The organism is Burkholderia sp. Bp9004, assembly GCF_003858025.1.
Classification (GTDB): domain Bacteria; phylum Pseudomonadota; class Gammaproteobacteria; order Burkholderiales; family Burkholderiaceae; genus Burkholderia; species Burkholderia diffusa.
The window spans coordinates 253422-279959 of the sequence record NZ_QTQD01000002.1; the positions used below are offsets into that span (position 1 = coordinate 253422).

Below are 26538 nucleotides of genomic sequence, written 5' to 3' on the forward strand. Positions count from 1 at the left end.
GCGCGAACTCAGTCGCGGTTGAGCGCCGCTTCCCAGTTGATGTCGACGCACAGCACCTGCATGCCGGTCGCGGCCGGCGCGGCGATCGATGCGGTCACGCACAGGTGCGCTTCGTTGATCGACAGGTACGGCGGCGTCAGATGCACGCGGCCCGGCGCGCGCATCGCATGGATGAAGTAGGGGCGGCGCTCCCAGCTCGCGCCTTCCGAATGCAGCAGCGGCCGGAAGCGTTTGGCCCGCTGCGACACGCTGCCGCGCGCGAGCACGTTGTCGCCGATCTGGCGGCCCGATGCATCGAGCAGGAAGCAGCGCGCGGTTTCCGGCAACCCGAGCACGGCGCCGGCGGCGTCGATCAGCGGTTCGCCCGCGACGAGCTTCTGGCTCGCCTCCTCCAGCGCGGCGACATACGGCGCGAGGCGTTCGGCCTGCGTGCGCTCGCGTTGCGCGACGCGCAGCCGCAACGCGGCCGACAGCGTATCCATGCAGCCCGCGGCGGCCTGCGGTTGCACGGGGTCGACGCTCGGCCCCGCGAAGTATTGCCCTTGCACGAAATCGACGTCACATTCGAGCGCGATCAGCGCGTCGCGCTCGGTCGAGAGCCCGCCCATCAGCACGAGCTGGCCGGATTCGTGCAGCAGCGACACGAGCCCCGGCAGCACGCGCTCGAGATGCGAGTGTTCGCTCGCCTGCGCGAGGATCCCGCGGTCGAGCGTGACAATGTCGGGATGCAGGTGCCACACGCGGTCGATGTTCGAATGTTTCGCACCGAAGCCGCCGAGCGCGATCAGGAAGCCGGCCTTGCGCAGGCCGTCGACGATCGCCGCATAGCGCGGCGTCTCGCCGCCGGCCTGCTCGGGCACTTCGAGCACCACGCGATGCGGCGGCAGGCCGAGCGCCTTCAGGTTCGCGAGCAGCGCGTCGCCGTAGACGGTGTCCATCAGCGCGGCCGGATGCAGGCTCAGGAAGAGCCATTCGTCGTGACTGTCGAACGCGTGGAAGTTGCCGAGATGCAGCGATTCGGCGAGCCGGCCGAGCTCGAGCAGGTCGCCGCGCCGCGCCGCCTGTGTGAACACCTCGTGCGACGCGACCTGGCGGCTGTCCTCGTCGTGCGCGCGCAGCGACGCGTGGTAACCGATCGCGCGGCGGTGCGACACCGAGAAAACGGGCTGGAACACGCTAAACACGGTGTACGCACCGTACAGCACGGTGCGCCGCTTCCCGTCGTCGCCGGCGACGGGGCGGGGCGGCTGAAAGCCGGGTGGATCGATGTCGATCATGCTCATGATGTCGGCCGAAGGAAGACTGCCAGTTTACCTAGAGAATAGGCCAGCAAGAAGCATGCACGGCATCGGGCCCCGTGCCACGCCCCGTCGCGGTCGCCGGGTGCCGCGCGGCGCAGCCATGCTGCACCGACATGGTGCGCGGCGCGCCGTCGTGGGGTTTCCCGGCACGGCGCGCGCGGTGCGTCACGCGCGCTCGGACGGATCGGTCTTGTGCTGCGCGCGGCCGCGGATCTCGGGCGCGAGCTGCGCGAAGATCCACGCGGACGCGGCCGTGATGATCCCGACGCAGACGAAGGTCGCATGGAACGCGGGCAGCGTGTTGCTCGGCGTCACCGTGCGCAGCATCCCGGTGAAGGTGGCCAACAGTGCGCCCGCGACCGTGACGCCGAGGCTCATCGACAGCATTTGCACGAGCGAGAACAGGCTGTTGCCGCTGCTCGCGCCGCCGGTGCCGAGGTCCTTCAGCGTCAGCGTGTTCATCGCGGTGAACTGCATCGAGTTGAAACCGCCGAACAGCGCGAGATGGATGACCTTCACCCAGACGGGCACCGAGTCGCGCATCAGCGCGAAGCTTGCCATCATCACGCCGACCATGATCGTATTCGCGAGCAGTACCTTGCGGTAGCCGTGCTGCGTGATCAGACGCGTGATGATCCGCTTCGAGAACATCCCGGCCGCCGCGACCGGCAACATCATCAGCCCGGCCTCGAATGCCGAATAACCGAGACTCACCTGCAGCAGCAGCGGAATCAGGTACGGCATCGCGCCGCTGCCGATCCGCGCGAACAGGTTGCCGAGCAGGCCCACGCTGAACGTGTGGATCTTGAACAGTTCGAGCGAGAAGATCGGCTGCGGCGCGCGCACCGCGTACAGCCCGTACGCGACGAAGCACGCAAGGCTCAGGATCAGCAGCACGAGCACGGCCGCGTGCTGCATGCCGAGATCGGCGAGCCCGTCGAGCGACAGCGAGATCGCGACCATCCCGATCGTCAGCAGCAGATAGCCCTTCAGGTCGAAGCGGCCGACGGCCGGGTTGCGCGAGTCGGGCATCGAGTAGAAGGTCGCGACGCAGCCGGCGATGCCGACCGGCACGTTGATCAGGAAGATCCAGTGCCACGACGCGATCTTCACGAGCCAGCCGCCAAGCGTCGGCCCGATCAGCGGACCGATCAGCCCGGGGACCGCGACGAACGACAGCGCGGCCAGGTAGCGCTCGGCCGGGAACGTGCGCAGCACCGCGAGCCGCCCGACCGGCAACAGCATCGCGCCGCCCACCCCCTGCACGACGCGGAACACGACGAGCTGCGACAGCGTATGCGCGTTCGCGCACAGCAACGACCCGAGCGAGAACACCAGGATTGCGCTGAAGAACACGCGCCGCGTGCCGAACGTGTCGGCGAGCCAGCCCGAGACAGGGATCATCACCGCCATCGTCAGCGAGTATGCGATCACGACCGACTGCATCCGCAACGGCGATTCGCCGAGGCTCGCGGCCATCGACGGCAGGGCCGTGTTGACGATCGTCGCATCGAGCGTCTGCATGAAGAAGCCCGTCGCAACGAGCCAGAGCATCACGGTGAGGTTCTTTTCGCCGGGAGCGGCGGCGGGCGGGCGTTGGAACATGGGGGCGGACCAGTGGCGCGGGACAGCCGCCATTGTAGGCAAAGCCGCCGTGCCGCGCAGGATCGGCGCGGGTGCGCCGGACGCCCGTCCGTCAGCCGACCGGTACAGTTCAGCCGAAAGTGTCTGCGGGCGTATCTGTCCGGGGGGCGACGCTGTCCGAAATACTGGTGTCCTCGAACCCACGCGACCCGGAGGCGGCCATGCGAGAACTGCGACTCTACGAGATGGACGGCAACGAGCCGGCCGGGCGGTGGCGCATCGTCGATCGCACCGCGCTGCAGGTCGCGGACGGCGACCTGTGGGTGACGATCGAGGGCCGGTCCGACGATCACTGGCTGCGCGCCGGCGAGACGCTGGCGCTGCTGCCCGGCATGCGCGTATGGATCAGCGCGGCGGCGGGCGGTGCGGTGTTCGCGTTCGGCCCGAAGGCGGCGCCGGACCTGCAGGCCGCGCCGATCGCGTGGCGACGGTTCGCCGCATGGCGCGGCGGCCGTGGTCAGGCAGCCGCGTCGCTGCCGACGTAGCGCGCGCGGGGCCGGATCAGCTTGCCGTCCGCATATTGTTCGAGCGCGTGTGCGATCCAGCCCGCGGTGCGGCCGGCCGCGAACAGCGTGAACGCGGCGCCCTCGGGTAGCGCAAGCGAGCGTTCCAGCACCGCGAGCGCGAAATCGATCGCCGGTCGCAGGCCGGTCGCCGCCTCGACGCGCGCGGCGAGCCCACGGGCCATGCGTAGCGGCGTCCGGTCGGGCAGCATCGCGTGCAGCGCGTCGAGCAACGCGCGGGCGCGCGGATCGCCGTCGGGATAGAGCGGGTGCGCGAAACCGGACAGCGCGGTGCGCGCACCGTCCGCCCGTTCGTCGTGCGCGACGCGCAGCGCGAGGTAGCGGTCGAGGTCGGCGGCACGCGCCGCTTCGTCGAGCAGCGCGCCCGCGCGGAACGTCTCGCCGCCGTGGCGCGGGCCCGACAGCGCTGCGAGCCCGCCCGCGATCGCACCGAACAGGTGGGTGCCGGTCGACGCGATGCAGCGCACCGCAAAGGTCGACGGGTTCAGTTCATGATCGGCGCACAGCACGAGGGCGCGGCGCAGCAGGTCGGCTTCGTCGCGTCGCCGGAGCCGCCATGCTGCGGCGAGCTGCCGATGCACGGGCGCGTCGCTCGGCGCGCTGCCGGCCAGCGCGGCCGTCGTCACGCGCAGCAGCAGCGTGGCCGAGTCGAGCTGCGCGTCGCGCCCTTGCGCCCACAGGCGCGGCAGCGAGGCGGCTGCGGCGGGGAGCAGCACCAGCGTGCGCTCGAGCGGCGCGAGATGTGCCCAGCGGCGAGCCCAGTCGTCCCACTGCGCGGCGTCGAAACCGGTCGACGCAAGCGATGCCGCGCCCAGCCGCGCGGGCGGACAATCCCACAGTCGTGCGGCCGTTTCCTCGAGCGTCGCGTCGTTCGCGAGCGCGATCGCATCGGCGCCGCGATAGTGCAGGCGGCCGCCGGCGATCTGCGTGATCCGTGATTCGAGCACGGGCACGCCCCAGTCGAGCGAGCGTTCGGCGACGCCGCCCGCGCGTTTTGCATCGGCGCGGCGGCGCGCGAGCAGGCGCACCTCGTCCGCGTCGTAGCGGCGGCGCTTGCTCGCGCCGTCCGGCAGCGAGCGCAGCAGGCCGCGGCTCACATACGCGTAAAGGGTGCTCACGCTGACACCAAGGATGCCGGCGGCTTCCGGCGCGCTGAGGGACGTCATGCCGATCGCTCCTGTCGGGGCGCATGGAGCGCGGCCCGGCTACAACTATTCGTTATGTATTGATTCGCGCAATCAAGATTGATCGCGCCCGTCGCGAATTCTAGACTCGAATCCGTCTCCTCAACGGCTCGCTTTCACCATGACACCCGAACTCGCATTGTCCCGCTTGTGGCAACTTGCACGCGGCGAACCCGGCGCGCTGGCCCGCGCGGCCGTGACGGGGCAGGACCCCACGCTGCCGTCGACGTTCCACGTCGGCACGCTCGCCGCGGCGACGATCGCGGCAGCCGGGCTCGCGGCGGCGGAATGCCACCGGCTGCGCACGGGCGTGGCGCAGCGCGTCGACGTGTCGATGCGCGACGCGCTCGTCGCATTTCGCAGCGAACGCTACCTGCGCGTGGACGACGGCCTGCCGCCCGAGCCGCGCCATCCGGTAACGGGTTTCTACGACACGCGCGATGGACGCTGGATCCAGCTGCATGCGAACTTTCCGCATCATCTGCACGGGATTCTCGACGTGCTCGGCTGCGGCCCGCAGCGTGACGACGTTGCGGCGGCGATCCGCACGTGGGACGGCGCGGCGCTGGATACCGCGCTGGCCGAGGCCGGCCTGTGCGCGGCATTGATCAGAACCCCTGACGAATGGGCGTCGCACGACCAGGCACGCGCGCTCGCGTCGCTGCCGTTGTTCGAGATCGAGCGGATCGGCGACGCGCCCGTCGAGGCGATCGGCCGCGGCGAGCCCGACCAGCCGCTCGCGGGCGTGCGCGTGCTCGATCTCACGCGCATCATCGCGGGGCCGGTCGCGGGCCGCACGCTGGCATCGCACGGTGCACAGACGCTGCTCGTCAACGGTCCGCACCTGCCGAACATCGCATCGCTCGTGATCGACAACGGGCGCGGCAAGCGCTCGACGTGGATCGACCTGCGCGAGGCGGCCGGCGTTGCCACGCTGCGCGAGCTTGCACGCGACGCCGATGTATTCCTGCAGGCCTATCGCCCAGGCGCGCTCGCGGCGCGCGGGTTCTCGCCGCAGGCGCTGGCGGAATTGCGGCCCGGCATCGTGTGCGTGTCGGTGTCCGCATACGGGCATGCGGGGCCGTGGTCGATGCGGCGCGGCTTTGACAGCCTCGTGCAGTCGGCGAGCGGTATCGCCTGGCGTGAGCAGCATGCCGCGCACGCGGACGGCCCGCGCCATCTGCCGTGCCAGGCGCTCGATCATGCGACCGGTTATCTCGCGGCGTTCGGCGCGATGATCGCGCTTGCGCGCCGTGCAACGGAGGGGGGGAGCTGGCACGTGCGGCTGTCGCTCGCGCAGACGGGACGCTGGCTGCAATCGTTCGGCACGGTGCCGGACGGCCTGCATGCGCCGGATTTCACGTTCGACGACGTGCGCGACCGGATCGACCGGACCGCTTCGCCGTTCGGCATGATCGATGCCGTGCGTCCGGCCGAACGTCTGTCGACGACCCCGCCGCGATTCACGCGGCCGCCCGTGCCGCTCGGCACGGACGAAGCGCGCTGGCAATGAGCGCCGGCGGCACCGTGCGCATTACTTGCGCAGCTCGACGACGAAGTCGTAGTAGTCGTTGCGGCAGTAGGTATCGGTGAGCTCGATCGCGCGCTGGTCGGCCGTATAGCCGATTCGCGTGATCAGCAGCAGCGCGTCGTGCGGCGCGATGCCCATCTGCTGCGCGATCTCGTCGGTCGCGTTGACCGCGCGGAAATGCTGCAGCGCGCGCACGATGGGCGTGCCGCGTGCTTCGAGATAGCTGTACAGCGAACCGCCGATCGCCTGCGGATCGGGAATCAGCGTGGCGGGGAACGTCGAGTTCTCGACGGCCATCACGATGCCGTCGGCGAGGCGCAGGCGTTTCAGCCGTGTAACCGATGCGGCCGGCGACAGGCCGAGCTGGATGACTTCGTCCCGGTTCGCCGGCTGAATCTCGCGTTCGAGCCACTGCGAGCTCGGCTTGAAGCCACGGCGCTCGAGCATCTCGCTGAAGCTCGACAGCCGCGACAGCGGATCCTCGTAGCGCGGCTGGATGAAGTTGCCGGCGCCTTGCGTGCGGCGGATCAAGCCCTGCTCGACGAGCAGCGCGATCGCCTTGCGCGCGGTGATGCGCGACACGCCGAGCGCTTCGGACAGCACGCGTTCGGACGGCAGCGCCTCGCCGGCCGCCCAGCGATTGTCGTGGATCGCGTCGCCGAGCTTGCGGGCGAGCTGCAGGTAGAGCGGCGTATCGTTCTCGGGGTCGGGGCGCAGGTCCTGCCAGCGGTCGTCCGTGGGTGCCTTCATGGAATGGGTATCGATCAGATTGCCGGCCATTCTAAGTCATCATGCGGCGCCGTTATATCCGGTTTTTGCCGTGCAGCAGGTGGACGCCGCGCCGATTGACTACACTGATGCGTCGTATTCGATGCTACGGCCGCGGGTGCGCGGCCACCAATCCGCAGCGAGGAGCGCATGACAGACACGATCGCCACGGTCGTCCTGCCGGACGGCGAGACGATTCCGAAGCTCGGCCTGGGCACTTGGGAAATGGGCGAGCGGCCCGCGCGTCGCGCGGACGAGATCGCCGCATTGCGTGAGGGTATCGCGCTCGGGATGACGCTGGTCGACACCGCCGAGATGTACGGAGACGGCGCGACCGAGGCGCTCGTCGGCGAGGCGCTGACCGGACTGCGCGACGGCGTGTTCCTTGTCAGCAAGGTGTATCCGCATCATGCGAGCAGGCGTGGCGTCGTCGCTGCGTGCGACGCGAGCCTCAAGCGTTTGCGTACCGACCGTCTCGACCTGTACCTGCTGCACTGGCGTGGTTCGGTGCCGCTCGAGGAGACGGTCGAGGGATTCGAGGCGCTGCGGCGCGCGGGCAAGATCCGCCATTGGGGTGTCAGCAACTTCGACACGGCCGACATGGCGGAACTCGTCGACGAGGCGGGCGGCAGCGCGTGCGCGACCAACCAGATCCTCTACAACATCGCGCGGCGCGGCCCGGAATTCGACCTGCTGCCATGGCTCGCCAAGCACCGGATGCCGGCGATGGCCTACAGCCCGGTCGATCACGGGCGGCTGCCGAAGCGTTCGCCGCTCGACGAGATCGCGCGGCAACGCGGTGTATCGGTGATGCGCGTCGCGCTTGCCTGGGTGCTCTCTCGGCCGGGTGTATTCGCGATCCCGAAGGCGTCGCGGATCGAACACGTCCGCGACAATCGCGCGGCGCTCGATCTCGAGTTGAGCGACGACGAGCGCGCGCAACTCGACGGCTACTTCCATCCGCCGCGCAGCAAGCGCGCGCTCGAAATGCTCTGACCGTGCCGGGTCAGGCGATGCATCGGTCAGTGGCCATGGCCACCGGCCGATCCACCGTTGCCGCCATTGCCGTTTCCGTTGCCGACACCGTTGGCACCGCCGTTGCCGGCGCCACCACTCCCGTTGCCATTGCCGTTGCCGCCGCCATTGCCGTGGCCACCGTTGCCGCCGTTGCCGCCGTTGCCACCGCTGCCACCGCTGCCACCGCTGCCGCCGTTGCCGCCGTTGCCACCGCTGCCACCGCTGCCACCGCTGCCACCGCTGCCGCCGCTGCCACCGCTGCCACCGCCGTTGCCGCCGCCGTTGCCGCCGCCGTTACCGTGACCGCCGTTGCCGCCGCCGTTGCCGCCGCCATTGCCACCGCCGTTACCGTGACCGCCGTTGCCGCCGCCGTTGCCGCCGCCGTTGCCGCCGCCGTTACCGCCGCCATTGCCGCCGCCATTGCCGCCGCCATTGCCACCGCCGTTGCCACCGCCGTTGCCACCGCCGCCGTGGCCACCATGACCACCCGAGGTACCGCCACCTGAGGTGCCGCCACCTGAGGTACCGCCACCCGAGGTACCGCCACCTGAGGTGCCACCACCCGAGGTACCGCCACCCGAGGTACCGCCACCCGAGGTACCGCCACCCGAGGTGCCGCCACCCGAGGTACCGCCACCCGAGGTACCGCCACCCGAGGTACCGCCACCCGAGGTACCGCCACCCGAGGTGCCGCCACCCGAGGTGCCGCCACCCGAGGTACCCCCACCGGAGGTACCGCCACCCGAGGTGCCGCCACCCGAAGTACCACCACCTTTACCCTCGTTGCCTGATGCACCGCCGCTACGACCTGTTCCGCTCGTACCACCGGATGTCGCCCCGGTCGATCCACCGACGCCAGCAGGCCCGACGGTGCCGCTTCCACCGCTTCCACCATTCCCGCTGCTACCTGGGCTGCTACCGCCAGAGGTGCTTCCGGCGCCGCTGCCCACAGCGCCTCGGCCGGCATATATGTGGACCGCGCAAGCAGCCGGACTGGCGGCACAGGACGCCGTGTCGTCGGCGAGCATCATGACGGGGTCTGCGCTGGCGGTCGGGTCGGACGCGACGTCGGGCATCGAATCCTGGGCAATCGCGTAAGAACAGCAGCATGCAAACGCGGCCGCGGCCAGCAGGGTCGTGCGATAGCACCATCCCGCCGTACGGGACAGTTGATTCGTTCTGCTCATTATTGATCTCCCCGATGCGCGCGATGCCTCGTCACGCGCGACCATCAACGTGTGATGCAGGGGACCAGCAACGATGCATTGTCGTATCGGCGGCCGATGCGTGTCGGACCGGCGTCAGAAGCCAGCCGGGAACACGAATCGGCACGCGGGCCCGCCGTGCGAATCCCTAACTGCGAGATTCGTGCCACCGACCGGCCGTGCCCGTGGCGCAAGGCGCGCACGTATCGCGCGACAGCGTGTGATACGCCGTCGTGAGCGTTTTGTTTCCGAAATGAAACGTCTGACTACGTCTATCGCGCCGTCGGGTCGGCAGCACGCGGCCAGCGATGGCAAAGGATCGACGCGATCCAGGCGACGAGAAACAGCGCGACGATGCCGTAACCGATCGCGCCGAAGCGCGCGCCGAGTGCGTCGAGCGCCTCGCGTACCGGTCCCGTCAGCGACAGCTTGTCGGCGAGCAGGCCGGCGGCCTCGATCCCGCCGACCGCCAGTGCGACGGCCGCGGAGAGCAGCGTGATGCTCGCGTTATAGAGCAGCTTGCGCCGCGGGTCGTCCATCGCCCAGCCGTACGCATGAATCATCAGCACGTTATCGGTAGAGTCGATCAGCGTCATGCCGGCCGCGAACAGCGCGGGAAACAGCATGACCGAATGGATCGGTAGCGCGTGGCTTGCCTGCGCGGCAGCGATCGCGAGCAACGCGATTTCTGTTGCAGTATCGAAACCCAGGCCGAACAGCACGCCGACCGGATACATGTGCCAGCTTTTCGACACGAACCGGAACAGTGGGCGCAGCAGCCGCGACACGAGGCCGCCCGCGCGATGCGCGTGCGCGGCACCGTGAGCCGCGTCCGGCGCGCCGCGATAACGCCGCCACACGTCGCGCAGGATCACGAGGTTCATGCACGCGAGCACGAGCAGGAAGGTTGCTGATACCGCCGTGCCGATCGTGCCTCCGATTTCGCGGAATGCGTCGAAGCGGTCGCGCAGCGCGAACGCGCTCAGCGCGATGCCGAGCGTCGCGACGACCACGATAGTCGAGTGGCCGAGCGAGAAGAACAGGCCGACCGTCACCGGACGCTGGCCGTCCTGCATGAGCTTGCGCGTCGCGACGTCGATCGCGGCGATGTGATCGGCGTCGACCGCATGACGCAGCCCGAGCCCGTACGCGATCGCCGCGGTGCCGAGCAGCAGCGGACGGTCGTGCAACACCGCGAGCGCCCACAGCCAGACGGCGACGTTCGCGGCGATCAGGCCGGCATACAGCATCAGCAGGCGGCGCAGGGCAGGGGTGGGCGGCATCGGGGTGGTTCCATCGGACGAATCGCGATGAATTGTGGCATGCGCAAAAATGGCCTGGCGTGCCGATCAAAAACGGTGTCGGGGCGTCGGCCACCCGCCGTGCTGCGCTGGACGGATAAAAAAAGCCCGTCCGGAACCGGACGGGCCTGAGGTCTGCGCGCAGCTGGGCGCGCATCCCGCGCTTACTTCACTTTCGCGTTGATCACGCCTTCCGACACGTTCGCCGGCGTTTCCGCGTAATGCTTGAACTCCATCGTGTACGTCGCACGACCTTGCGTCGCCGAGCGCAGCGACGTCGAATAGCCGAACATCTCGGCGAGCGGCACTTCGGCGCGCACCAGCTTGCCACCGCCGCCCGCGATGTCCTCCATCCCTTGCACGATGCCGCGCCGGCTCGACAGGTCGCCCATCACGTTGCCCATGAAGTCCTCCGGCGTCTCGACCTCGACCGCCATCATCGGCTCGAGCAGCACCGGCTTCGCGCGGCGCATCGCTTCCTTGAACGCCATCGAGCCGGCCATCCGGAACGCGTTTTCGTTCGAGTCGACGTCGTGGTACGAACCGAACGTCAGGTGCACCTTCACGTCGACGACCGGGTAGCCCGCGAGCACGCCGCTCTTGAGCGTTTCGGTGATGCCCTTGTCGACGGCCGGGATGAATTCGCGCGGAATCACGCCGCCCTTGATCTCGTCGAGGAACTCGTAGCCCTTGCCGGGGTTCGGCTCCAGCGTGATCACCGCATGCCCGTACTGGCCGCGCCCGCCCGACTGCTTGACGAACTTGCCTTCGACATCGGAGGCCGTCGTGCGCACCGTTTCGCGATACGCGACCTGCGGCTTGCCGACCGTCGCCTCGACGCCGAACTCGCGCTTCATCCGGTCGACCAGGATTTCGAGGTGCAGCTCGCCCATCCCCGAAATGATCGTCTGACCGGATTCCTCGTCGGTCTGCACGCGGAACGACGGATCTTCCTGCGCGAGTCGGTTCAGCGCGAGGCCCATCTTTTCCTGGTCGGCCTTCGTCTTCGGCTCGACGGCCTGCGAGATCACCGGCTCCGGGAATTCCATCTTCTCGAGGATGATCGGCTTGGCCGGATCGCACAGCGTGTCGCCCGTCGTCGCTTCCTTCAGGCCGACCGCCGCCGCGATGTCGCCCGCGCGCACTTCCTTGATTTCCTTGCGCTCGTTCGCGTGCATCTGCAGGATCCGGCCGAGCCGCTCCTTCTTGTCCTTCGTTGCGTTCAGCACCGTGTCGCCCGATTCGACGACGCCCGAATACACACGGAAGAAAATCAACTGGCCAACGAACGGGTCGGTCATGATCTTGAACGCGAGCGACGAGAACGGCTCGTCGTCGCTCGGGTGACGTTCCGCCGGCTTCTCGGGATCGTGGAAGTCGTGACCGAGGATCGCGGGCACGTCGACCGGCGACGGCAGGTAGTCGATCACCGCGTCGAGCATCGCCTGCACGCCCTTGTTCTTGAACGCGCTGCCGCACAGCATCGGCACGATCTCGTTCGCGATCGTGCGCTGGCGCAGCGCGGCCTTGATCTCGTCCTCGGTCAGCGATTCATGGTCGTGCAGGTACTTCTCGAGCAGTTCCTCGCTGGCTTCCGCGGCGGCTTCGACCATCTTCTCGCGCCATTCGTGCGCAAGCTCGACGAGATTCGCCGGGATCTCCTCGTACGTGAACTTCACGCCCTGGCTTTCGTCGTCCCATACGATCGCCTTCATCTTCACGAGATCGACGACACCCTGGAAATGATCTTCCGCGCCGATCGGAATCTGGATCGGCACGGCGACGCCCTTCAGGCGCTCGCCGATCTGGCGCTGCACGCGGAAGAAGTCCGCGCCGACGCGGTCCATCTTGTTGACGAACGCGATGCGCGGCACCTTGTACTTGTTCGCCTGGCGCCACACGGTTTCGGATTGCGGCTGCACGCCGCCGACCGAGTCGTAGACCATGCACGCACCGTCGAGCACGCGCATCGAGCGCTCGACCTCGATCGTGAAGTCGACGTGCCCGGGGGTGTCGATGATGTTGATCCGGTGCTCCGGATAGTTGCCGGCCATGCCCTTCCAGAAGGCCGTGGTCGCGGCCGACGTGATCGTGATGCCGCGTTCCTGCTCCTGCTCCATCCAGTCCATCGTGGCCGCGCCGTCGTGCACTTCACCGATCTTGTGGCTCACGCCGGTGTAAAACAGGATGCGCTCGGTCGTCGTGGTCTTGCCGGCATCGATGTGAGCGCTGATCCCGATATTGCGATAGCGCTCGATGGGGGTTTTGCGGGGCACGTGAACCTCCTGGTGGTTCGGATCGTAAGCGGGCCGGCTGCACCGGCCCGGGCTGAAACAAGCGAGATTTAAAGCATAGCGCTTGTCCGAGGCTTTTGCAGATGCGGGCAGCGTTGGCCGAATCAAGGCGCGCGTCGCCAGCGGCCGGCGAAAAAAAACCGGCGCCCAACAACGAATGATGGGCGGCCGGCTTCGGTCGACGTGCGGCGGCGCCGCAGCAATGGCCGTTACTGGGCCTTGGGCAGGCCTTCGAGCTTCATGCCCGGCTTGATGCCCTTCGCCGCGAACCAGCCCTTGCTCATTTCGAGCGCGTAGACGCCGTTGTTGCGCGGGCAGTGGTTGTCGGTCGTCTCGGCCTTCATCTCGTCGATGTCGGTGATCGTGCCGTCCGCGCGGATGAACGCGATCGACAGCGGGATCAGCGTGTTCTTCATCCAGAAGCAGTGCACGGCATTCTCGTTGAACACGAACAGCATGCCTTCGTTCGGTGCGAGCTGCGACCGGTACATCAGCCCCTGTTCGCGGTCGGCGTCGTTCGCGGCGACGGCCGCGTCGATCACGTACATGCCGGCGCGCAGCTTCGCGCGCGGGAACTCGCTCGGCTGCTTGGCGCCGGGCGGCATCTGCGCGTGGGCGGTCTGCATGCCGAGCGCGAGGACGGCGAGCGCGGCGGGAAACACGGCGGCGCGCGCAAGGCGGCCGAGCGACGAGCGCAGGGAGAATCGCACAGCAGGGCTCCTATCGGGAAAACGAGACCCGCATGGTACGCGAAGCGCGCCGGCGGGCACAAAAAAGAAAAAGGCAGATCGCCTCGCGGTGATCTGCCTTTCAACGCCGTAAGAACGGCAAGACTGCGTGTTCTTGACTGCGTTATTACAACCAGCTTTCTTAGTTCGAAGCAGCTGCCGGTGCTTCGGCTTCGCTAGCTGCCTTCTTAGCTGCGTGGTGCTTCTTCTTTGCGTGGTGCTTCTTGGCAGCGTGCTTTGCCGGTGCCGAAGCAGCTGCCGGAGCAGCAGCCGAAGCAGCTTCCGGAGCCGAAGCTTGTGCGAAAGCTGCCGTTGCGAAGAGGCCAGCGACCAGAGCGGCGATCAGTTTGTTCATGTTGTGTTCCTCAGCTTTAGTTAATTAACCAAATGACCCGGCAATAGGAGTCATGTCGTCTAACGGTGCCATCCACCTTTCGGTTGACAGACGCTTCGAGAAATTTCTCATTGCGCTGCGGGCGCCGAATCGTATTCGATAAAAACGTCGCTTTCGTGACGCAAACACGGGTTCGGCTGCCAATGCCGGATAGCTAAGGTTGGCATCTGCGTGGTTTAACGCGCGATCTTCGCAGGCGGTTGACGAAAAAGATGACGAAAAATTCGCGCGTCCGGAATGTGTCATTCGGCGCGTGCGAAACCGTCCCACGGGGCACGCGGTGGGAGCGCGATTGTTTCGCCCGGTGCAATGCCGAGCGCGAATATGTCGAGCGCGCCGATGCCGACGCGCACGAGACGCAACGTCGGGAAGCCGATAGCGGCAGTCATCCGCCGCACCTGCCGGTTCTTGCCTTCGGTGATCGCAAGTTCGATCCACGTGGTCGGGATCGCGGCGCGATAGCGGATCGGCGGATTGCGCGGCCACAGCGTGTCCGGCGGTTCGATGAATTCTGCGCGGCACGGGCGCGTCACGTAGTCGCCGAGATCGACGCCGCGCGCGAGCGCCTTCAGGTCGGCCGGGCCCGGCGCACCGTCGACCTGCGCCCAGTAGCGCTTGACGAGCTTGTGGCGTGGTTCGGCGATGCGCGCCTGCAGCGCGCCGTCGTCGGTGAGCAGCAGCAGGCCCTCGCTGTCCGCGTCGAGCCGGCCGGCCGGGTAGACGCCGGGTGCTTTTACCCAGTCGCCGAGCGACGGCCGCGTCTCGTGCGCGGAAAACTGGCAAATCGTGCCGAACGGCTTGTTGAGGGCGATCAGGGTCATGGCGGGCGTCCGCCCGGCGTGCCGCAGCGGAAGCGGGACGGGCGGTCTATGGCAAATGGCGGAATCTTAATGCATAATACGGAACGGCAAGTCCTCTGTCTTATATAAGACATAAGGGAAGACTTGATACGCAGCGTCGCGCTTCGTGCCGCCGGCCCCGGTTGGGGCGCTAGAATAGCGCTCGCTGTTGCCGTCACGAGGGTGGCAGGGCCACCTCGCCGCGCGCGCAGTTTCGACCAGCATCACCTGCTCAGCCACGTCACTGGAGTCGATCATGCCGTATCAGCACATCAAGGTTCCGGAGGGCGGTGACAAGATCACCGTCAACAAGGACTTCTCGCTCAATGTTTCCGATCAGCCGATCATTCCCTATATCGAAGGCGACGGTACGGGCTTCGATATCACGCCGGTGATGATCAAGGTCGTCGATGCGGCGGTCGCGCATGCCTACAAGGGCAAGCGCAAGATCCACTGGATGGAGATCTTCGCGGGCGAGAAGGCGACGAAGGTGTACGGTCCGGACGTGTGGCTGCCGGACGAAACGCTGCAGGTGCTGAAGGAATACGTGGTGTCGATCAAGGGGCCGCTGACGACCCCGGTCGGCGGCGGCATCCGTTCGCTGAACGTCGCGCTGCGCCAGGAGCTCGACCTCTACGTGTGCCTGCGCCCGGTCCAGTATTTCAAGGGCGTGCCGTCGCCGGTGCGCGAGCCGCAAAAGATCGACATGGTGATCTTCCGCGAGAACTCGGAAGACATCTACGCGGGCATCGAATGGGCCGCGGGCTCCGAGCAGGCGAAGAAGGTCATCAAGTTCCTGCAGGAAGAAATGGGCGTGAAGAAGATCCGCTTCCCGGAAACCTCCGGGATCGGCGTCAAGCCCGTGTCGACCGAAGGCACCGAGCGTCTCGTGCGCAAGGCGATCCAGTACGCGATCGACAACGATCGCAAGTCGGTCACGCTGGTGCACAAGGGCAACATCATGAAGTTCACGGAAGGCCTGTTCCGTGACGCCGGCTATGCGCTCGCGCAGAAGGAGTTCGGCGGCGAGCTGATCGACGGCGGCCCGTGGATGCGCGTGAAGAATCCGAAGACGGGCAACGAGATCGTCATCAAGGATTCGATCGCCGACGCGTTCCTGCAGCAGATCCTGCTGCGTCCGGCCGAATACGACGTGATCGCGACGCTGAACCTGAACGGCGACTACATCTCCGACGCGCTGGCCGCTCAGGTCGGCGGCATCGGGATCGCGCCGGGCGCGAACCTGTCTGATTCGGTCGCGATGTTCGAGGCGACCCACGGCACGGCACCGAAGTACGCGGGCAAGGATTACGTGAACCCCGGTTCCGAGATCCTGTCGGCGGAAATGATGCTGCGCCACCTCGGCTGGACGGAAGCGGCCGACACGATCATCGCCGCGATGGAGAAGTCGATCCTGCAGAAGCGCGTCACGTACGACTTCGCGCGCCTGATGGAAGGCGCGACGCAGGTGTCGTGCTCCGGCTTCGGCGAAGTGCTGATCGAGAACATGTAAGTCCCCTTCCGGGGCAGGCCGGCGGACCGCCGGCAGCCCCGGCGCCTACTGCCGGCGCCGGGGCGTTTCATGAACGGCAGGTTTGTTGGCAGGGCGGTCCGGCATGCGGGCCGCGGCGCCGCGATGCGGCCCGCATGCCCTGCAAGGTAGAACATGACGGCCCTCGCAACACCACCGCCCGGCTAGCCGGCACGCCCCTTTCGCGATCGACCCGGTCGCTCCCCGCCGATTACCGTCGGCGCCCCTCAGTCCCAAATTTTCACGTAGCAACGCATCGACCATGTCCACTTCGCCCAAGATCATCTACACCCTCACCGACGAAGCGCCGGCGCTCGCGACCTATTCGCTGCTGCCGATCGTCAAGGCCTTCACGCGCTCGTCGGGCGTCGCCGTCGAAACGCGCGACATCTCGCTCGCCGGCCGCATCATCGCGGCATTCGCCGACGTCCTGCCGCCGGAGCAGAAGGGTTCCGACGATCTGGCCGAACTGGGCCAGCTCACGCTGAAGCCGGAAGCGAACATCATCAAGCTGCCGAACATCAGCGCATCGGTGCCGCAGCTCAAGGCCGCGATCGCCGAACTGCAGGCGCAGGGCTACAAGCTGCCGGCGTACCCGGAAGAGCCGTCGACCGACGAAGAGAAGGCCGTCAAGGCCCGCTACGACAAGATCAAGGGCAGCGCGGTGAACCCGGTGCTGCGCGAAGGCAACTCCGACCGTCGCGCGCCGCTGTCGGTAAAGAACTACGCACGCAAGCACCCGCACAAGATGGGCGCATGGAAGGCCACGTCGAAGGCGCACGTCGCGCACATGAGCGAAGGCGACTTCTACGGCAGCGAGAAGTCGGCGCTGATCGCCGATGCCGGCAGCGTGAAGATCGAACTCACGACGGCCGACGGCGTGAAGAAGGTGCTGAAGGAAAAGACGGCCGTGAAGGCCGGTGAAGTCATCGATGCATCGGTGATGAGCCGCAAGGCGCTGCGCAGCTTCATCGAAGCGCAGATCGCGGACGCGAAGGCGCAGGATGTGCTGTTTTCGGTGCACCTGAAGGCGACCATGATGAAGGTCTCGGACCCGGTCCTGTTCGGTCACTTCGTGTCGGTGTTCTACCGCGACGCGCTCGCGAAGCACGCGGAGGTGCTGGCGCAGGTCGGCTTCAACCCGAACAACGGCATCGGCGACCTGTACGCGCGCCTGAAGGACCTGCCGGCCGACACGCGCGAAGCGATCGAAGCCGACGTCAAGGCCGAATACGCAGTGCGTCCGCGCCTCGCGATGGTCAACTCGGACAAGGGCATCACGAACCTGCACGTGCCGAGCGACGTGATCGTCGACGCATCGATGCCGGCGATGATCCGCGAGTCGGGCTGCATGTGGGGCCCGGACGGCGAACTGTACGACGCGAAGGCCGTGATTCCGGACCGCTGCTACGCGGGTGTCTATCAGGCCGTGATCGAGGACTGCAAGCAGCACGGCGCATTCGACCCGGTCACGATGGGCAGCGTGCCGAACGTCGGCCTGATGGCGCAGGCGGCCGAGGAATACGGTTCGCATGACAAGACGTTCCAGATCCCGGCAGACGGCGTCGTGCGCGTCACGGACGAAGCCGGCAACGTGCTGCTCGAGCACGCGGTCGAGTCGGGCGACATCTGGCGCATGTGCCAGACGAAGGACGCTCCGGTGCAGGACTGGGTCAAGCTCGCGGTGAACCGCGCCCGCGCGACCGGCGTGCCGGCCGTGTTCTGGCTCGATCCGGCACGTGCGCACGACGCGCAGATCATCGCGAAGGTCGAACGCTACCTGAAGGATCACGACACGAGCGGCCTCGACATCCGCATCATGACGCCGGAAGACGCCACTCGCTTCTCGCTCGAGCGCATCCGCGCGGGCAAGGACACGATTTCGGTCACGGGCAACGTGCTGCGCGACTACCTGACCGACCTGTTCCCGATCATGGAACTCGGCACCAGCGCGAAGATGCTGTCCATCGTGCCGCTGATGGCCGGCGGCGGGATGTTCGAAACGGGCGCGGGCGGCTCGGCACCGAAGCACGTGCAGCAGTTCGTCGAGGAAGGCTTCCTGCGCTGGGATTCGCTCGGCGAATTCCTCGCACTGGCCGCGTCGCTCGAACACCTCGGCAACGCGTACCAGAACCCGAAGGCGCTCGTGCTCGCGAAGACGCTCGACCAGGCGACCGGCAAGTTCCTGGACGAGAACAAGTCGCCGGCGCGCAAGGTCGGCGGGCTCGACAATCGCGGCAGCCACTTCTATCTGTGCCTTTACTGGGCGCAGGCGCTGGCCGAGCAGACCGAGGATGCCGCGCTGAAGGCGCAGTTCGAAGGCGTCGCGAAGTCGCTGTCCGACAGCGAAGCGCGCATCCTGGAAGAACTGTCGGCCGCGCAGGGCACCGCGCAGGCGATCGGCGGCTACTACCGTCCGAACGTCGAGCTGACGAGCCGGGCGATGCGCCCGAGCGCAACGCTGAACGGCATCGTCGACGCAGTCGCCTGACGCAGGCCGCGCTCCCGCGCGCGCCACGGCAACGGCAGCGGCCGATGCGGCTCGCCGTTCCGCCGAACATGAAAACGCCCCGGTCACCCGGGGCGTTTTTCGTTGCCGGCGTGCCATTCAGACGTGAACGATTTCCCACTCGGCGATTTCGTGCGGCACTTCGAGCGTGGCCGTATCCAGTTCGGACAATTGCTCGCAGTCGCCGCGGGAGATGTGGTCGGCCGCCACTTCCGGGCACGAGAACGCGCCGAGCAGGGCGTTGCCGAACGTCGCTTCCCAGCCGCCGTTACCCGGCAGGATATAGAACGACCCGAGCGCTGAACCAAAGCGAAATCCCTTCATTTCCGTTCTCCCTTTCTGATCACAAGCGATTCTGATGTGCCGCCCGCCGGCTCGTCCGGCTGTGGCCCGACTGGCTGCTTGCGCCGGGGTCCATATCGACCGTCGTGGCGAAGCGTCAGTGCATGGAACAAAGTCTACGTCCGGGGCGGCGCCCGATGGTGCGCGTAGAGCGCTTTCTCGAAACAAAAAATCTCTCGTAAAAACATAGGCTTATTGCACGCGTTTTGTATCGCGGAACGTTTTTTGGCATCGCGAAACAGCGAATTTGTGCCATGCACCACGAATTTTTATAACGCAGGGACTTGTTCCGCATCGTGAAAAATTGGCGGGTTCATGCGTGGGTGCCCCGCGGCATGCCGATCGCGGGATGAGCGGCAGGGGCGAACTGTCTCGACCGGGCGTGGCGAAAGCGATCGGCGAAGGCTGGCGGTCTGCTCCAATTGCGATGAATGCGGCGAGGTGCAGCAGCACCCGGCGACGATCGAAAACGCTCGATGATCGCAAGCCGGTCCATTCGTCCGACCGGCCGCCCGCCCTGCGTTGTATCGACGCTCGTCCGCTGCTGCCGTGCCTCAGCCGGGGGGCTGCGGTTATGATGACGCGGGCATCAGGATTCGCGTCGCGCACGAGCGCTTCTCCGTGCCCGCCGGCGCGAGTGTCGCGACGGCGGCGCGACGCAGCATGAATAACGAGGAACGATTGATGATACGGAGAACCTTCCTGTCGCACGCCATCGGTGTCGCGGCGGCATCGCTGTTTGCGCGCACCGCCTGGGCGCAGCATGCCAACCATGCGGGCATGGCAGGCATGGATCAGATGGACGACATGCCGGGCATGTCAGGGATGGCAGACCACGCGCAACACGCGAAACCGGCGCCGGCTGCGCTCGCGGCGGCCGATGCGCTGCCGGCCGGCGCGCCGCTCGCGCCGCTGCGCACGCTTGCGAACGAAAGCCGCGAGCCGGGCACTTTCCGCGCGACGCTGGTCGCCCAGCCGGTCGCGCGTCCGATGCTGCACGGTGCGCGTCCGACGACGTTCTGGCAGTTCGGCGCGGGCACGCAGGGGCCGGTGGTCGGCCCGCTGATCGACGTGCGCGAGGGCGACACGATCGAAATCCGCTTCGTGAACAAGCTGCCGCAGCCGTCGACGATCCACTGGCACGGCCTGCCGGTGCCGCCCGACCAGGACGGCAACCCGTCCGATCCCGTCGCGCCGGGTGCGTCGCGCGTGTATCGCTTCACGCTGCCGAAGGGGAGCGCCGGCACATACTGGTATCACCCGCATCCGCACATGATGACCGCCGAGCAGGTGTTCCGCGGGCTGGCCGGCCCGTTCGTCGTGCGTGCCGCCGACGATCCGCTCGCCGGCTGGCCCGAGCGCAATCTGTTCGTGTCCGACCTGAAGCTCGCGCGCGACGGCACGATTCCGCCGAACGACATGATGGACTGGATGAACGGCCGCGAAGGCCAGTTCGTGCTGGTCAACGGTGCGCGCCGGCCGCGGATCGACGTCGCGGGCGACGAGCGCTGGCGCGTGTGGAACGCGTGCAGTGCGCGCTACCTGCGCATTGCGTTCGACGACGGCCGCGCGTTCGAGCAGGTCGGCACCGACGGCGGGCTGTTCGATGCGCCGCGCCGCGTGACGTCGCTGCTGCTCGCGCCGGGCGAGCGTGCGGAACTGCTGGTGCGCGCCGGCGATCGCGCGTCACACGCGGTGCTGCAGGCGGCCGAATACGACCGCCGCAAGATGGCGATGTCGCACGACGGCGGCCACGGCAGCCTGCCGCCCGATCCGGCGCTGCCGCTCGCCGACGTCACGTTCGCACCGGCCGCCGCCCGTGCGCTGCCGGCCACGCTGCGCGCGGTGCCCGCCCTCGGCGAACCGGTCGCGCACAAGGAAGTCGCGTTCGGCGAAGAGATGGACATGGACGCGATGATGAACAGCCCGGCGCATGGTCGCCCGGCCGGGATGCGCTTCACGATCAACGGCGCGACCTACGCGCCGCACCGTGCGACGCTGACGAGCCGCAGAGGCGACGTCGAACGCTGGGCGATTCGCAACGCCACCGACATGGATCACCCGTTCCATTTGCACGGCACGCAATTCCAGGTGATCGAGCGCGCATCGGGCGGCACGCGCACGAGCGAACCGTTCCGCGCGTGGCGCGACACCGTGAACGTGCGCAGCGGCGAGACCGTGACGATACTCGTCATGCAGGACATGCCCGGCGAGCGCATGCTTCACTGCCATATTCTCGAACACGAGGATCTCGGCATGATGGGCACGCTGAAGGTCGTGTAACGAGTATTGAATATGTTTCACGCGTATGTCGGCATTCGATTTGCGCGTGAAACAGGACAATGCATGTTCAATTATCGGGATTGAACGAAAAGGCCTGCCAATCGAATTAACGCGTGGCTGGTCTGAAAAAAAAGAAACCCGGCGCAATGCCGGGTTTCTTCGTCTGATATCCGGTGCCTTTACGCGGCCTGGATGTTCGACGCTTGCTTGCCCTTCGGCCCTTGAACGACCTCGAAGCTCACCTTCTGGCCTTCCTTCAGGGTCTTGAAGCCCTGCATGTTGATGGCCGAGAAGTGCGCAAACAGATCTTCACCGCCCTCGTCGGGAGTGATGAAACCGAAGCCCTTCGCGTCGTTGAACCACTTAACGATACCAGTTGCCATTTTCCTACTTCCCCTGTCACACAGTCGCTGCTACTTACCACGAGCACGCTCGAAAAGCTAAACGACCGGAAAATACAGCCGTTCCCCCCTCACAAGCTCACCTTCGGCCTCTTTCATTTCGCCAACCGGCGAGTTGAAAAAAGTGCCAGCTTGATTGTTGGCGCTCTTTATTTGAGTGTCAAGCGGAATTTTTAGACGGTTAGAGGGCCGTTGTAAAGAACCCATTTTCAGGGTTTTTCCGGCTTTGCTTTGCAGCATGCCGCCGAGCGCGCGGACTTGAAAAGTCGCATAATCGGCTCATATACCAGGCTCGAGTGACACGCGATCGAGTCGTCCCGGCTTGTGGGATACTGGATGCGGATGCGACGTCCGGTGCGGTTTCCCCCTGACGGTTCGTGTTCCGCGCCACGCGTGAAAGCCGGCACCGCAGCCGGCTTTCGTATGGTGCGAAGACGATCGCGAGTCGTCGGGAACCAGGGAGGGCGCCGGCCGGTCGGTCGGGTAATGGCAGGATTGCGGGCCTGTCCGAGTTGTTTAGAATGGGTGTATGGCGATTATCCCGGACAAGCAGGACAGCACCGTCCTGGAACGCAAGCAGCAGAAGCTCAAGCCGCCTTCGATGTACAAGGTGGTGCTGCTGAACGACGACTTCACGCCGATGGAGTTCGTCGTGATGGTCGTACAGGAGTATTTCAAGAAGGATCGCGAGACGGCCACGCAGATCATGCTGAAGGTCCATCGTGAAGGGCGAGGGGTATGTGGGGTCTATACGCGGGACATCGCGTCGACCAAGGTTGAGCAAGTCGTTACCCATGCGCGGCAGGCCGGGCATCCGCTGCAGTGCGTGATGGAGGAAGCATGATTGCCCAGGAATTGGAAGTCAGCCTGCACATGGCGTTCATGGAAGCACGCCAGGCGCGCCATGAGTTCATTACGGTCGAGCATCTGTTGCTGGCCCTGCTGGATAATCCGACGGCAGCCGAGGTGTTGCGCGCGTGTGCGGCCAACATCGAGGACTTGCGTCAGAACCTGCGCAATTTCATCCACGACAACACACCTACCGTCCCGGGCACCGACGATGTCGATACCCAGCCGACGCTCGGTTTCCAGCGCGTGATCCAGCGCGCGATCATGCACGTCCAGTCGACGTCGAATGGCAAGAAGGAAGTCACCGGCGCGAACGTGCTGGTCGCGATCTTCGGCGAGAAGGACTCGCACGCCGTCTATTACCTGCAGCAGCAGGGCGTCACGCGCCTGGACGTCGTGAACTTCATTTCGCACGGCATCGCGAAGACGAACGGCGGCGAAGCCGCGAAGTCGACCGACGCGAACGCGGAAAGCGAAGACGCGAACGCGCAGAAGGAAACCCCGCTCGCGCAGTTCACGCAGAACCTGAACCAGATGGCGAAGGACGGCCGCATCGATCCGCTGATCGGCCGCGAGCCGGAGGTCGAGCGCGTCGTGCAGGTGCTGTGCCGTCGCCGCAAGAACAATCCGCTGCTCGTCGGCGAAGCCGGCGTCGGCAAGACCGCGATCGCCGAAGGGCTCGCCTATCGCATCACGCGCGGCGAAGTGCCGGACATCCTCGCGAACGCGCAGGTGTATTCGCTCGACATGGGCGCGCTGCTCGCGGGCACCAAGTATCGCGGCGACTTCGAGCAGCGTCTGAAGACGGTGCTGAAGGAGCTGAAGGAACGGCCGCACGCGATCCTGTTCATCGACGAAATTCACACGCTGATCGGCGCGGGCGCCGCTTCGGGCGGCACGCTCGACGCATCGAACCTGCTGAAGCCGGCGCTGTCGTCGGGCACGCTCAAGTGCATCGGCGCGACCACGTTCACCGAATATCGCGGCATCTTCGAAAAGGATGCGGCGCTGTCGCGGCGCTTCCAGAAGGTCGACGTGACGGAGCCGACCGTCGAGCAGACGGTCGCGATCCTGCGCGGGCTGAAGTCGCGCTTCGAGGAGCATCACGGCGTCAAGTATTCGTCGGGTGCACTGTCGGCCGCGGCCGAGCTGTCGGCACGCTTCATCACCGACCGTCACCTGCCGGACAAGGCGATCGACGTGATCGACGAAGCGGGCGCCGCGCAGCGCATCCTGCCGAAGTCGAAGCAGAAGAAGACGATCGGCAAGAGCGAGATCGAGGAAATCATCTCGAAGATCGCGCGCGTGCCGGCGCAGAGCGTGTCGCAGGACGATCGCAGCAAGCTGCAGACGCTCGATCGCGACCTGAAGAGCGTCGTGTTCGGCCAGGATCCGGCGATCGACGCGCTCGCGGCGTCGATCAAGATGGCGCGAGCCGGTCTCGGCAAGATGGACAAGCCGATCGGCGCGTTCCTGTTCTCCGGCCCGACGGGCGTCGGCAAGACCGAAGTGGCGCGCCAGCTTGCGTTCACGCTCGGCATCGAGCTGATCCGCTTCGACATGTCGGAATACATGGAGCGTCACGCGGTGAGCCGCCTGATCGGCGCGCCGCCGGGCTACGTCGGGTTCGACCAGGGTGGCCTGTTGACCGAAGCCGTCACGAAGAAGCCGCACTGCGTGCTGCTGCTCGACGAGATCGAGAAGGCGCATCCGGACATCTTCAACGTGCTGCTGCAGGTGATGGACCACGGCACGCTGACGGACAACAACGGCCGCAAGGCGGATTTCCGCAACGTCATCATCATCATGACGACGAACGCGGGCGCCGAGTCGATGCAGAAGGCGACGATCGGCTTCACGACGCGCCGCGAAACGGGCGACGAGATGACCGACATCAAGCGCCTGTTCACGCCGGAGTTCCGCAACCGCCTGGATGCGATCATCAGCTTCCGCTCGCTCGATGAGGAAATCATCATGCGCGTGGTCGACAAGTTCCTGATCCAGCTCGAGGAGCAACTGCACGAGAAGAAGGTCGACGCGCTCTTCACCGACGCGTTGCGCAAGCATCTCGCGAAGCACGGCTTCGACCCGCTGATGGGCGCGCGGCCGATGCAGCGGCTGATCCAGGACACGATCCGTCGCGCGCTGGCCGATGAACTGCTGTTCGGCAAGCTCGTCAATGGCGGTCACGTGACGGTCGACGTCGACGAAAATGACAAGGTGCAGCTGTCGTTCGACAAGCTGGCGAATCCGCCGCACAAGCCGAACGAAGAGACGGTCGAAGTCGAGTAAGCGATAATTCGTTGTTCATGCGAACGGCGCGGGAAGTTTTCCGCGCCGTTTCGTTTTATCTGGCGCCGGTGGCGCGATGGTGGTGCAGGGGAGTGGTAACGCGGTGACACAACAACAACGGTCGTTCGACAACATCGTCGCGCGCGAACAAGGGTTGCGCCATGCGCTGACGTCGGGGCAGATGGCGATGATCGCGATCGGCGGCGCGATCGGCACGGGGCTGTTCCTCGGCAGCGGGTTCGCGATCGGGCTCGCGGGCCCGAGCGTGCTGGTTTCGTACGCGATCGGCGCGCTGATCGCGCTGCTGTTGATGGGCGCGCTCGCGGAAATGACGGTCGCGCATCCGACGGCCGGCTCGTTCGGCGCGTATGCCGAGCACTACGTCGGCCCGCTCGCGGGCTTTCTCGTGCGCTATGCGTACTGGTTCGCGGTCGTGTTCGCGATCGGCACCGAAATCAGCGCGATAGCCGTCTTCATGAAGTACTGGTTCCCGGCCGTGCCCGGCTGGTACTGGGTGATCGGCTTCTCCGCGCTGCTGATCGCGGTGAATCTCGCGAGCGTCACGCTGTACGGCTCGGTCGAATATGCGTTCTCGCTGCTGAAGATCGCGGCGATCGTCGTGTTCATCGTGCTCGGCGCTTATTTCGTGTGGTCGGCGCCGACCGCATCGGGCATCGGCTTCGCGAACTACACCGCGCACGGCGGATTCATGCCGAAGGGGCCGTGGGGCACCTGGGTCGCGGTGATCGTCGCGATCTTCAGCTACATGAGCATCGAGGCGGTCGCGATCGCGGCCGGCGAGGCGCGCGATCCGCAGCACGCGGTCACGCGCGCGTTCCGCTCGACGGTATTCCGCCTCGTGCTGTTCTACCTGCTCACGCTCGCGCTGATGCTCGCGATCGTGCCGTGGACGCAGGCCGGCACCGACGAGAGCCCGTTCGTGAAGGTGATGGCCGCAACGCACGTGCCGTATGCGGCCGGCGTAATCAACTTCGTGCTGCTGATCGCCGCGCTGTCGGCGATGAACAGCCAGCTCTACGTGACGACGCGGATGATGTTCAGCCTGTCGCGCGCGCGGCTCGCGCCGGCCGTGTTCGGCCGGCTCGGCAACAACGGCGTGCCGCGTGCGGCGCTGTGGATCTCGACCAGCGGCGTCGCGGTCGCGGCCGTGCTGGTCGCGCTGTCGCCGGATACCGCGTTCACCGTGATGATGGCGATCGCGATGTTCGGTGCGCTGTTCACGTGGCTGATGATCTTCGTCACGCACCTGCGTTTTCGCACGCAATATCGCGGCCCGACGCTCCCGTTCCGGATGTGGGGGCACCCGTTCGGCAGCCTGCTCGGCGCCGGGCTCGTCGGCGCGATCCTGCTGACGACCGCGTTCACGCGCGAATTCCGGATGACGATGGTGGTTGGCGTCGTGTTCGTCGTGCTGCTGACGCTCGCGTATGCGCTGCACTACCGGCACGAACACGCACGCTGACGGTGCCCGCGCGGCCGCCCACGGCCGCGCTCGCCGGCCATACCGTTCTTCGCGTTCGCTAAGGTTTCGTTAAGCCGGCGGAGACTAGCATTCGATCCTGTCTGCAACGCGGGCCGGC

The 26538-nt window shown here is 66.5% G+C and carries 22 protein-coding genes; 10 read left to right on the forward strand and 12 right to left on the reverse strand.

Annotated features, from left to right (window positions below):
• Nucleotides 1-8: 8 nt before the first annotated feature.
• Together DIE08_RS03385 and mdtD are read right to left on the reverse strand one after the other, a co-directional pair.
• Nucleotides 9-1283, reverse strand: a complete 1275-nt coding sequence (locus tag DIE08_RS03385; RefSeq protein ID WP_059608007.1) for an EAL domain-containing protein — start codon at nucleotides 1281-1283, stop codon at nucleotides 9-11.
• 183 nt (nucleotides 1284-1466) lie between these two features.
• On the reverse strand, nucleotides 1467-2906 hold the full coding sequence (gene mdtD, locus DIE08_RS03390; RefSeq protein WP_059608008.1) for a multidrug transporter subunit MdtD: 1440 nt from the start codon (nucleotides 2904-2906) through the stop codon (nucleotides 1467-1469).
• A 200-nt stretch (nucleotides 2907-3106) separates the two neighbouring features.
• Between mdtD and DIE08_RS03400 the strand changes: the two genes are divergently transcribed.
• Nucleotides 3107-3430 (forward strand): DUF2917 domain-containing protein, encoded by a 324-nt coding sequence (locus tag DIE08_RS03400; RefSeq protein ID WP_124901008.1) that lies wholly within the window; start codon nucleotides 3107-3109, stop codon nucleotides 3428-3430.
• Here the strand turns inward: DIE08_RS03400 and DIE08_RS03405 are convergent.
• A complete protein-coding gene (locus DIE08_RS03405) occupies nucleotides 3403-4635 on the reverse strand; it encodes a citrate/2-methylcitrate synthase (protein ID WP_124901009.1) in 1233 nt (410 codons plus the stop codon). The genes DIE08_RS03400 and DIE08_RS03405 overlap by 28 nt on opposite strands.
• A gap of 139 nt (nucleotides 4636-4774) precedes the next feature.
• Between DIE08_RS03405 and DIE08_RS03410 the strand changes: the two genes are divergently transcribed.
• A complete protein-coding gene (locus DIE08_RS03410) occupies nucleotides 4775-6166 on the forward strand; it encodes a CoA transferase (RefSeq protein WP_124901010.1) in 1392 nt (463 codons plus the stop codon).
• A 21-nt stretch (nucleotides 6167-6187) separates the two neighbouring features.
• Here DIE08_RS03410 and DIE08_RS03415 read toward each other — a convergent pair whose 3' ends face one another.
• On the reverse strand, nucleotides 6188-6934 hold the full coding sequence (locus DIE08_RS03415; protein ID WP_059528318.1) for a GntR family transcriptional regulator: 747 nt from the start codon (nucleotides 6932-6934) through the stop codon (nucleotides 6188-6190).
• A 168-nt stretch (nucleotides 6935-7102) separates the two neighbouring features.
• On the opposite strand from DIE08_RS03415, the gene DIE08_RS03420 reads away from it, so the two are divergent.
• Together DIE08_RS03420 and DIE08_RS36660 are read left to right on the forward strand one after the other, a co-directional pair.
• Nucleotides 7103-7948 (forward strand): aldo/keto reductase, encoded by an 846-nt coding sequence (locus DIE08_RS03420; RefSeq protein WP_124901011.1) that lies wholly within the window; start codon nucleotides 7103-7105, stop codon nucleotides 7946-7948.
• A gap of 35 nt (nucleotides 7949-7983) precedes the next feature.
• Nucleotides 7984-8475 (forward strand): hypothetical protein, encoded by a 492-nt coding sequence (locus tag DIE08_RS36660; protein WP_185715826.1) that lies wholly within the window; start codon nucleotides 7984-7986, stop codon nucleotides 8473-8475.
• 971 nt (nucleotides 8476-9446) lie between these two features.
• Here the strand turns inward: DIE08_RS36660 and DIE08_RS03430 are convergent.
• The 5 genes from DIE08_RS03430 to DIE08_RS03450 all read right to left on the reverse strand — a co-directional run bounded on the left by DIE08_RS03430 (nucleotide 9447) and on the right by DIE08_RS03450 (nucleotide 14712).
• Complete coding sequence (locus DIE08_RS03430) at nucleotides 9447-10457, reverse strand: HoxN/HupN/NixA family nickel/cobalt transporter (protein WP_124901012.1); 1011 nt, start codon at nucleotides 10455-10457, stop codon at nucleotides 9447-9449.
• A gap of 182 nt (nucleotides 10458-10639) precedes the next feature.
• The gene (gene fusA / locus DIE08_RS03435; protein WP_124621530.1) at nucleotides 10640-12751 is read right to left on the reverse strand and encodes an elongation factor G; all 2112 of its coding nucleotides are present in this window, start codon (nucleotides 12749-12751) and stop codon (nucleotides 10640-10642) included.
• Between the two features lie 227 nt (nucleotides 12752-12978).
• Nucleotides 12979-13479, reverse strand: coding sequence for a DUF192 domain-containing protein (locus tag DIE08_RS03440; protein ID WP_059465624.1), 501 nt, complete (start codon nucleotides 13477-13479; stop codon nucleotides 12979-12981).
• Between the two features lie 160 nt (nucleotides 13480-13639).
• Complete coding sequence (locus DIE08_RS03445) at nucleotides 13640-13852, reverse strand: hypothetical protein (RefSeq protein ID WP_072465376.1); 213 nt, start codon at nucleotides 13850-13852, stop codon at nucleotides 13640-13642.
• A gap of 281 nt (nucleotides 13853-14133) precedes the next feature.
• Nucleotides 14134-14712 carry a pseudouridine synthase gene (locus tag DIE08_RS03450; RefSeq protein WP_059527744.1) on the reverse strand — a complete coding sequence of 193 codons (579 nt, stop codon included), beginning with the start codon at nucleotides 14710-14712 and terminating at the stop codon, nucleotides 14134-14136.
• A 274-nt stretch (nucleotides 14713-14986) separates the two neighbouring features.
• Here DIE08_RS03450 and icd point away from each other — a divergent pair, with 274 nt between their 5' ends.
• Entirely contained in the window at nucleotides 14987-16243 is a 1257-nt protein-coding gene (icd, locus tag DIE08_RS03455) for an NADP-dependent isocitrate dehydrogenase (protein ID WP_044845581.1), read from the forward strand.
• Nucleotides 16244-16523: 280 nt separating this feature from the next.
• Nucleotides 16524-18752 (forward strand): NADP-dependent isocitrate dehydrogenase, encoded by a 2229-nt coding sequence (locus tag DIE08_RS03460; RefSeq protein ID WP_124901013.1) that lies wholly within the window; start codon nucleotides 16524-16526, stop codon nucleotides 18750-18752.
• A 117-nt stretch (nucleotides 18753-18869) separates the two neighbouring features.
• Here DIE08_RS03460 and DIE08_RS03465 read toward each other — a convergent pair whose 3' ends face one another.
• On the reverse strand, nucleotides 18870-19094 hold the full coding sequence (locus DIE08_RS03465; protein ID WP_006490888.1) for a hypothetical protein: 225 nt from the start codon (nucleotides 19092-19094) through the stop codon (nucleotides 18870-18872).
• 702 nt (nucleotides 19095-19796) lie between these two features.
• Here DIE08_RS03465 and DIE08_RS03470 point away from each other — a divergent pair.
• Nucleotides 19797-21395, forward strand: a complete 1599-nt coding sequence (locus DIE08_RS03470; RefSeq protein ID WP_124901014.1) for a multicopper oxidase family protein — start codon at nucleotides 19797-19799, stop codon at nucleotides 21393-21395.
• Nucleotides 21396-21574: 179 nt separating this feature from the next.
• On the opposite strand, the gene DIE08_RS03475 is transcribed toward DIE08_RS03470, so the two are convergent.
• Nucleotides 21575-21778 (reverse strand): cold-shock protein, encoded by a 204-nt coding sequence (locus DIE08_RS03475; RefSeq protein WP_004196460.1) that lies wholly within the window; start codon nucleotides 21776-21778, stop codon nucleotides 21575-21577.
• A gap of 57 nt (nucleotides 21779-21835) precedes the next feature.
• On the reverse strand, nucleotides 21836-22036 hold the full coding sequence (locus DIE08_RS35475) for a hypothetical protein (RefSeq protein ID WP_174906250.1): 201 nt from the start codon (nucleotides 22034-22036) through the stop codon (nucleotides 21836-21838).
• 289 nt (nucleotides 22037-22325) lie between these two features.
• On the opposite strand from DIE08_RS35475, the gene clpS reads away from it, so the two are divergent.
• From clpS to DIE08_RS03495, 3 genes are all read left to right on the forward strand, one after another.
• Entirely contained in the window at nucleotides 22326-22640 is a 315-nt protein-coding gene (clpS, locus tag DIE08_RS03485; RefSeq protein WP_006398529.1) for an ATP-dependent Clp protease adapter ClpS, read from the forward strand.
• Nucleotides 22637-24937 carry an ATP-dependent Clp protease ATP-binding subunit ClpA gene (clpA, locus tag DIE08_RS03490; RefSeq protein ID WP_124621538.1) on the forward strand — a complete coding sequence of 767 codons (2301 nt, stop codon included), beginning with the start codon at nucleotides 22637-22639 and terminating at the stop codon, nucleotides 24935-24937. Before clpS ends, clpA begins: the two co-directional genes overlap by 4 nt.
• Nucleotides 24938-25040: 103 nt before the next feature.
• Entirely contained in the window at nucleotides 25041-26420 is a 1380-nt protein-coding gene (locus tag DIE08_RS03495; protein ID WP_124901015.1) for an amino acid permease, read from the forward strand.
• Nucleotides 26421-26538 lie beyond the last annotated feature (118 nt).

Coding starts and splice junctions, on each gene's coding strand:
- DIE08_RS03430 (WP_124901012.1), bottom strand. CDS start 10,457: ATGCCGCCCACCCCTGCCCTGCGCCGCCTGCTGATGCTGTATGCCGGC.
- icd (WP_044845581.1), top strand. CDS start 14,987: ATGCCGTATCAGCACATCAAGGTTCCGGAGGGCGGTGACAAGATCACC.
- clpS (WP_006398529.1), top strand. CDS start 22,326: ATGGCGATTATCCCGGACAAGCAGGACAGCACCGTCCTGGAACGCAAG.
- mdtD (WP_059608008.1), bottom strand. CDS start 2,906: ATGTTCCAACGCCCGCCCGCCGCCGCTCCCGGCGAAAAGAACCTCACC.
- DIE08_RS03465 (WP_006490888.1), bottom strand. CDS start 19,094: ATGAAGGGATTTCGCTTTGGTTCAGCGCTCGGGTCGTTCTATATCCTG.
- DIE08_RS03420 (WP_124901011.1), top strand. CDS start 7,103: ATGACAGACACGATCGCCACGGTCGTCCTGCCGGACGGCGAGACGATT.
- DIE08_RS03475 (WP_004196460.1), bottom strand. CDS start 21,778: ATGGCAACTGGTATCGTTAAGTGGTTCAACGACGCGAAGGGCTTCGGT.
- DIE08_RS03450 (WP_059527744.1), bottom strand. CDS start 14,712: ATGACCCTGATCGCCCTCAACAAGCCGTTCGGCACGATTTGCCAGTTT.
- DIE08_RS36660 (WP_185715826.1), top strand. CDS start 7,984: ATGGCCACCGGCCGATCCACCGTTGCCGCCATTGCCGTTTCCGTTGCC.
- DIE08_RS03400 (WP_124901008.1), top strand. CDS start 3,107: ATGCGAGAACTGCGACTCTACGAGATGGACGGCAACGAGCCGGCCGGG.
- DIE08_RS35475 (WP_174906250.1), bottom strand. CDS start 22,036: ATGCTGCAAAGCAAAGCCGGAAAAACCCTGAAAATGGGTTCTTTACAA.
- clpA (WP_124621538.1), top strand. CDS start 22,637: ATGATTGCCCAGGAATTGGAAGTCAGCCTGCACATGGCGTTCATGGAA.
- DIE08_RS03385 (WP_059608007.1), bottom strand. CDS start 1,283: ATGAGCATGATCGACATCGATCCACCCGGCTTTCAGCCGCCCCGCCCC.
- DIE08_RS03415 (WP_059528318.1), bottom strand. CDS start 6,934: ATGAAGGCACCCACGGACGACCGCTGGCAGGACCTGCGCCCCGACCCC.
- DIE08_RS03470 (WP_124901014.1), top strand. CDS start 19,797: ATGATACGGAGAACCTTCCTGTCGCACGCCATCGGTGTCGCGGCGGCA.
- DIE08_RS03445 (WP_072465376.1), bottom strand. CDS start 13,852: ATGAACAAACTGATCGCCGCTCTGGTCGCTGGCCTCTTCGCAACGGCA.
- DIE08_RS03410 (WP_124901010.1), top strand. CDS start 4,775: ATGACACCCGAACTCGCATTGTCCCGCTTGTGGCAACTTGCACGCGGC.
- DIE08_RS03460 (WP_124901013.1), top strand. CDS start 16,524: ATGTCCACTTCGCCCAAGATCATCTACACCCTCACCGACGAAGCGCCG.
- DIE08_RS03405 (WP_124901009.1), bottom strand. CDS start 4,635: ATGACGTCCCTCAGCGCGCCGGAAGCCGCCGGCATCCTTGGTGTCAGC.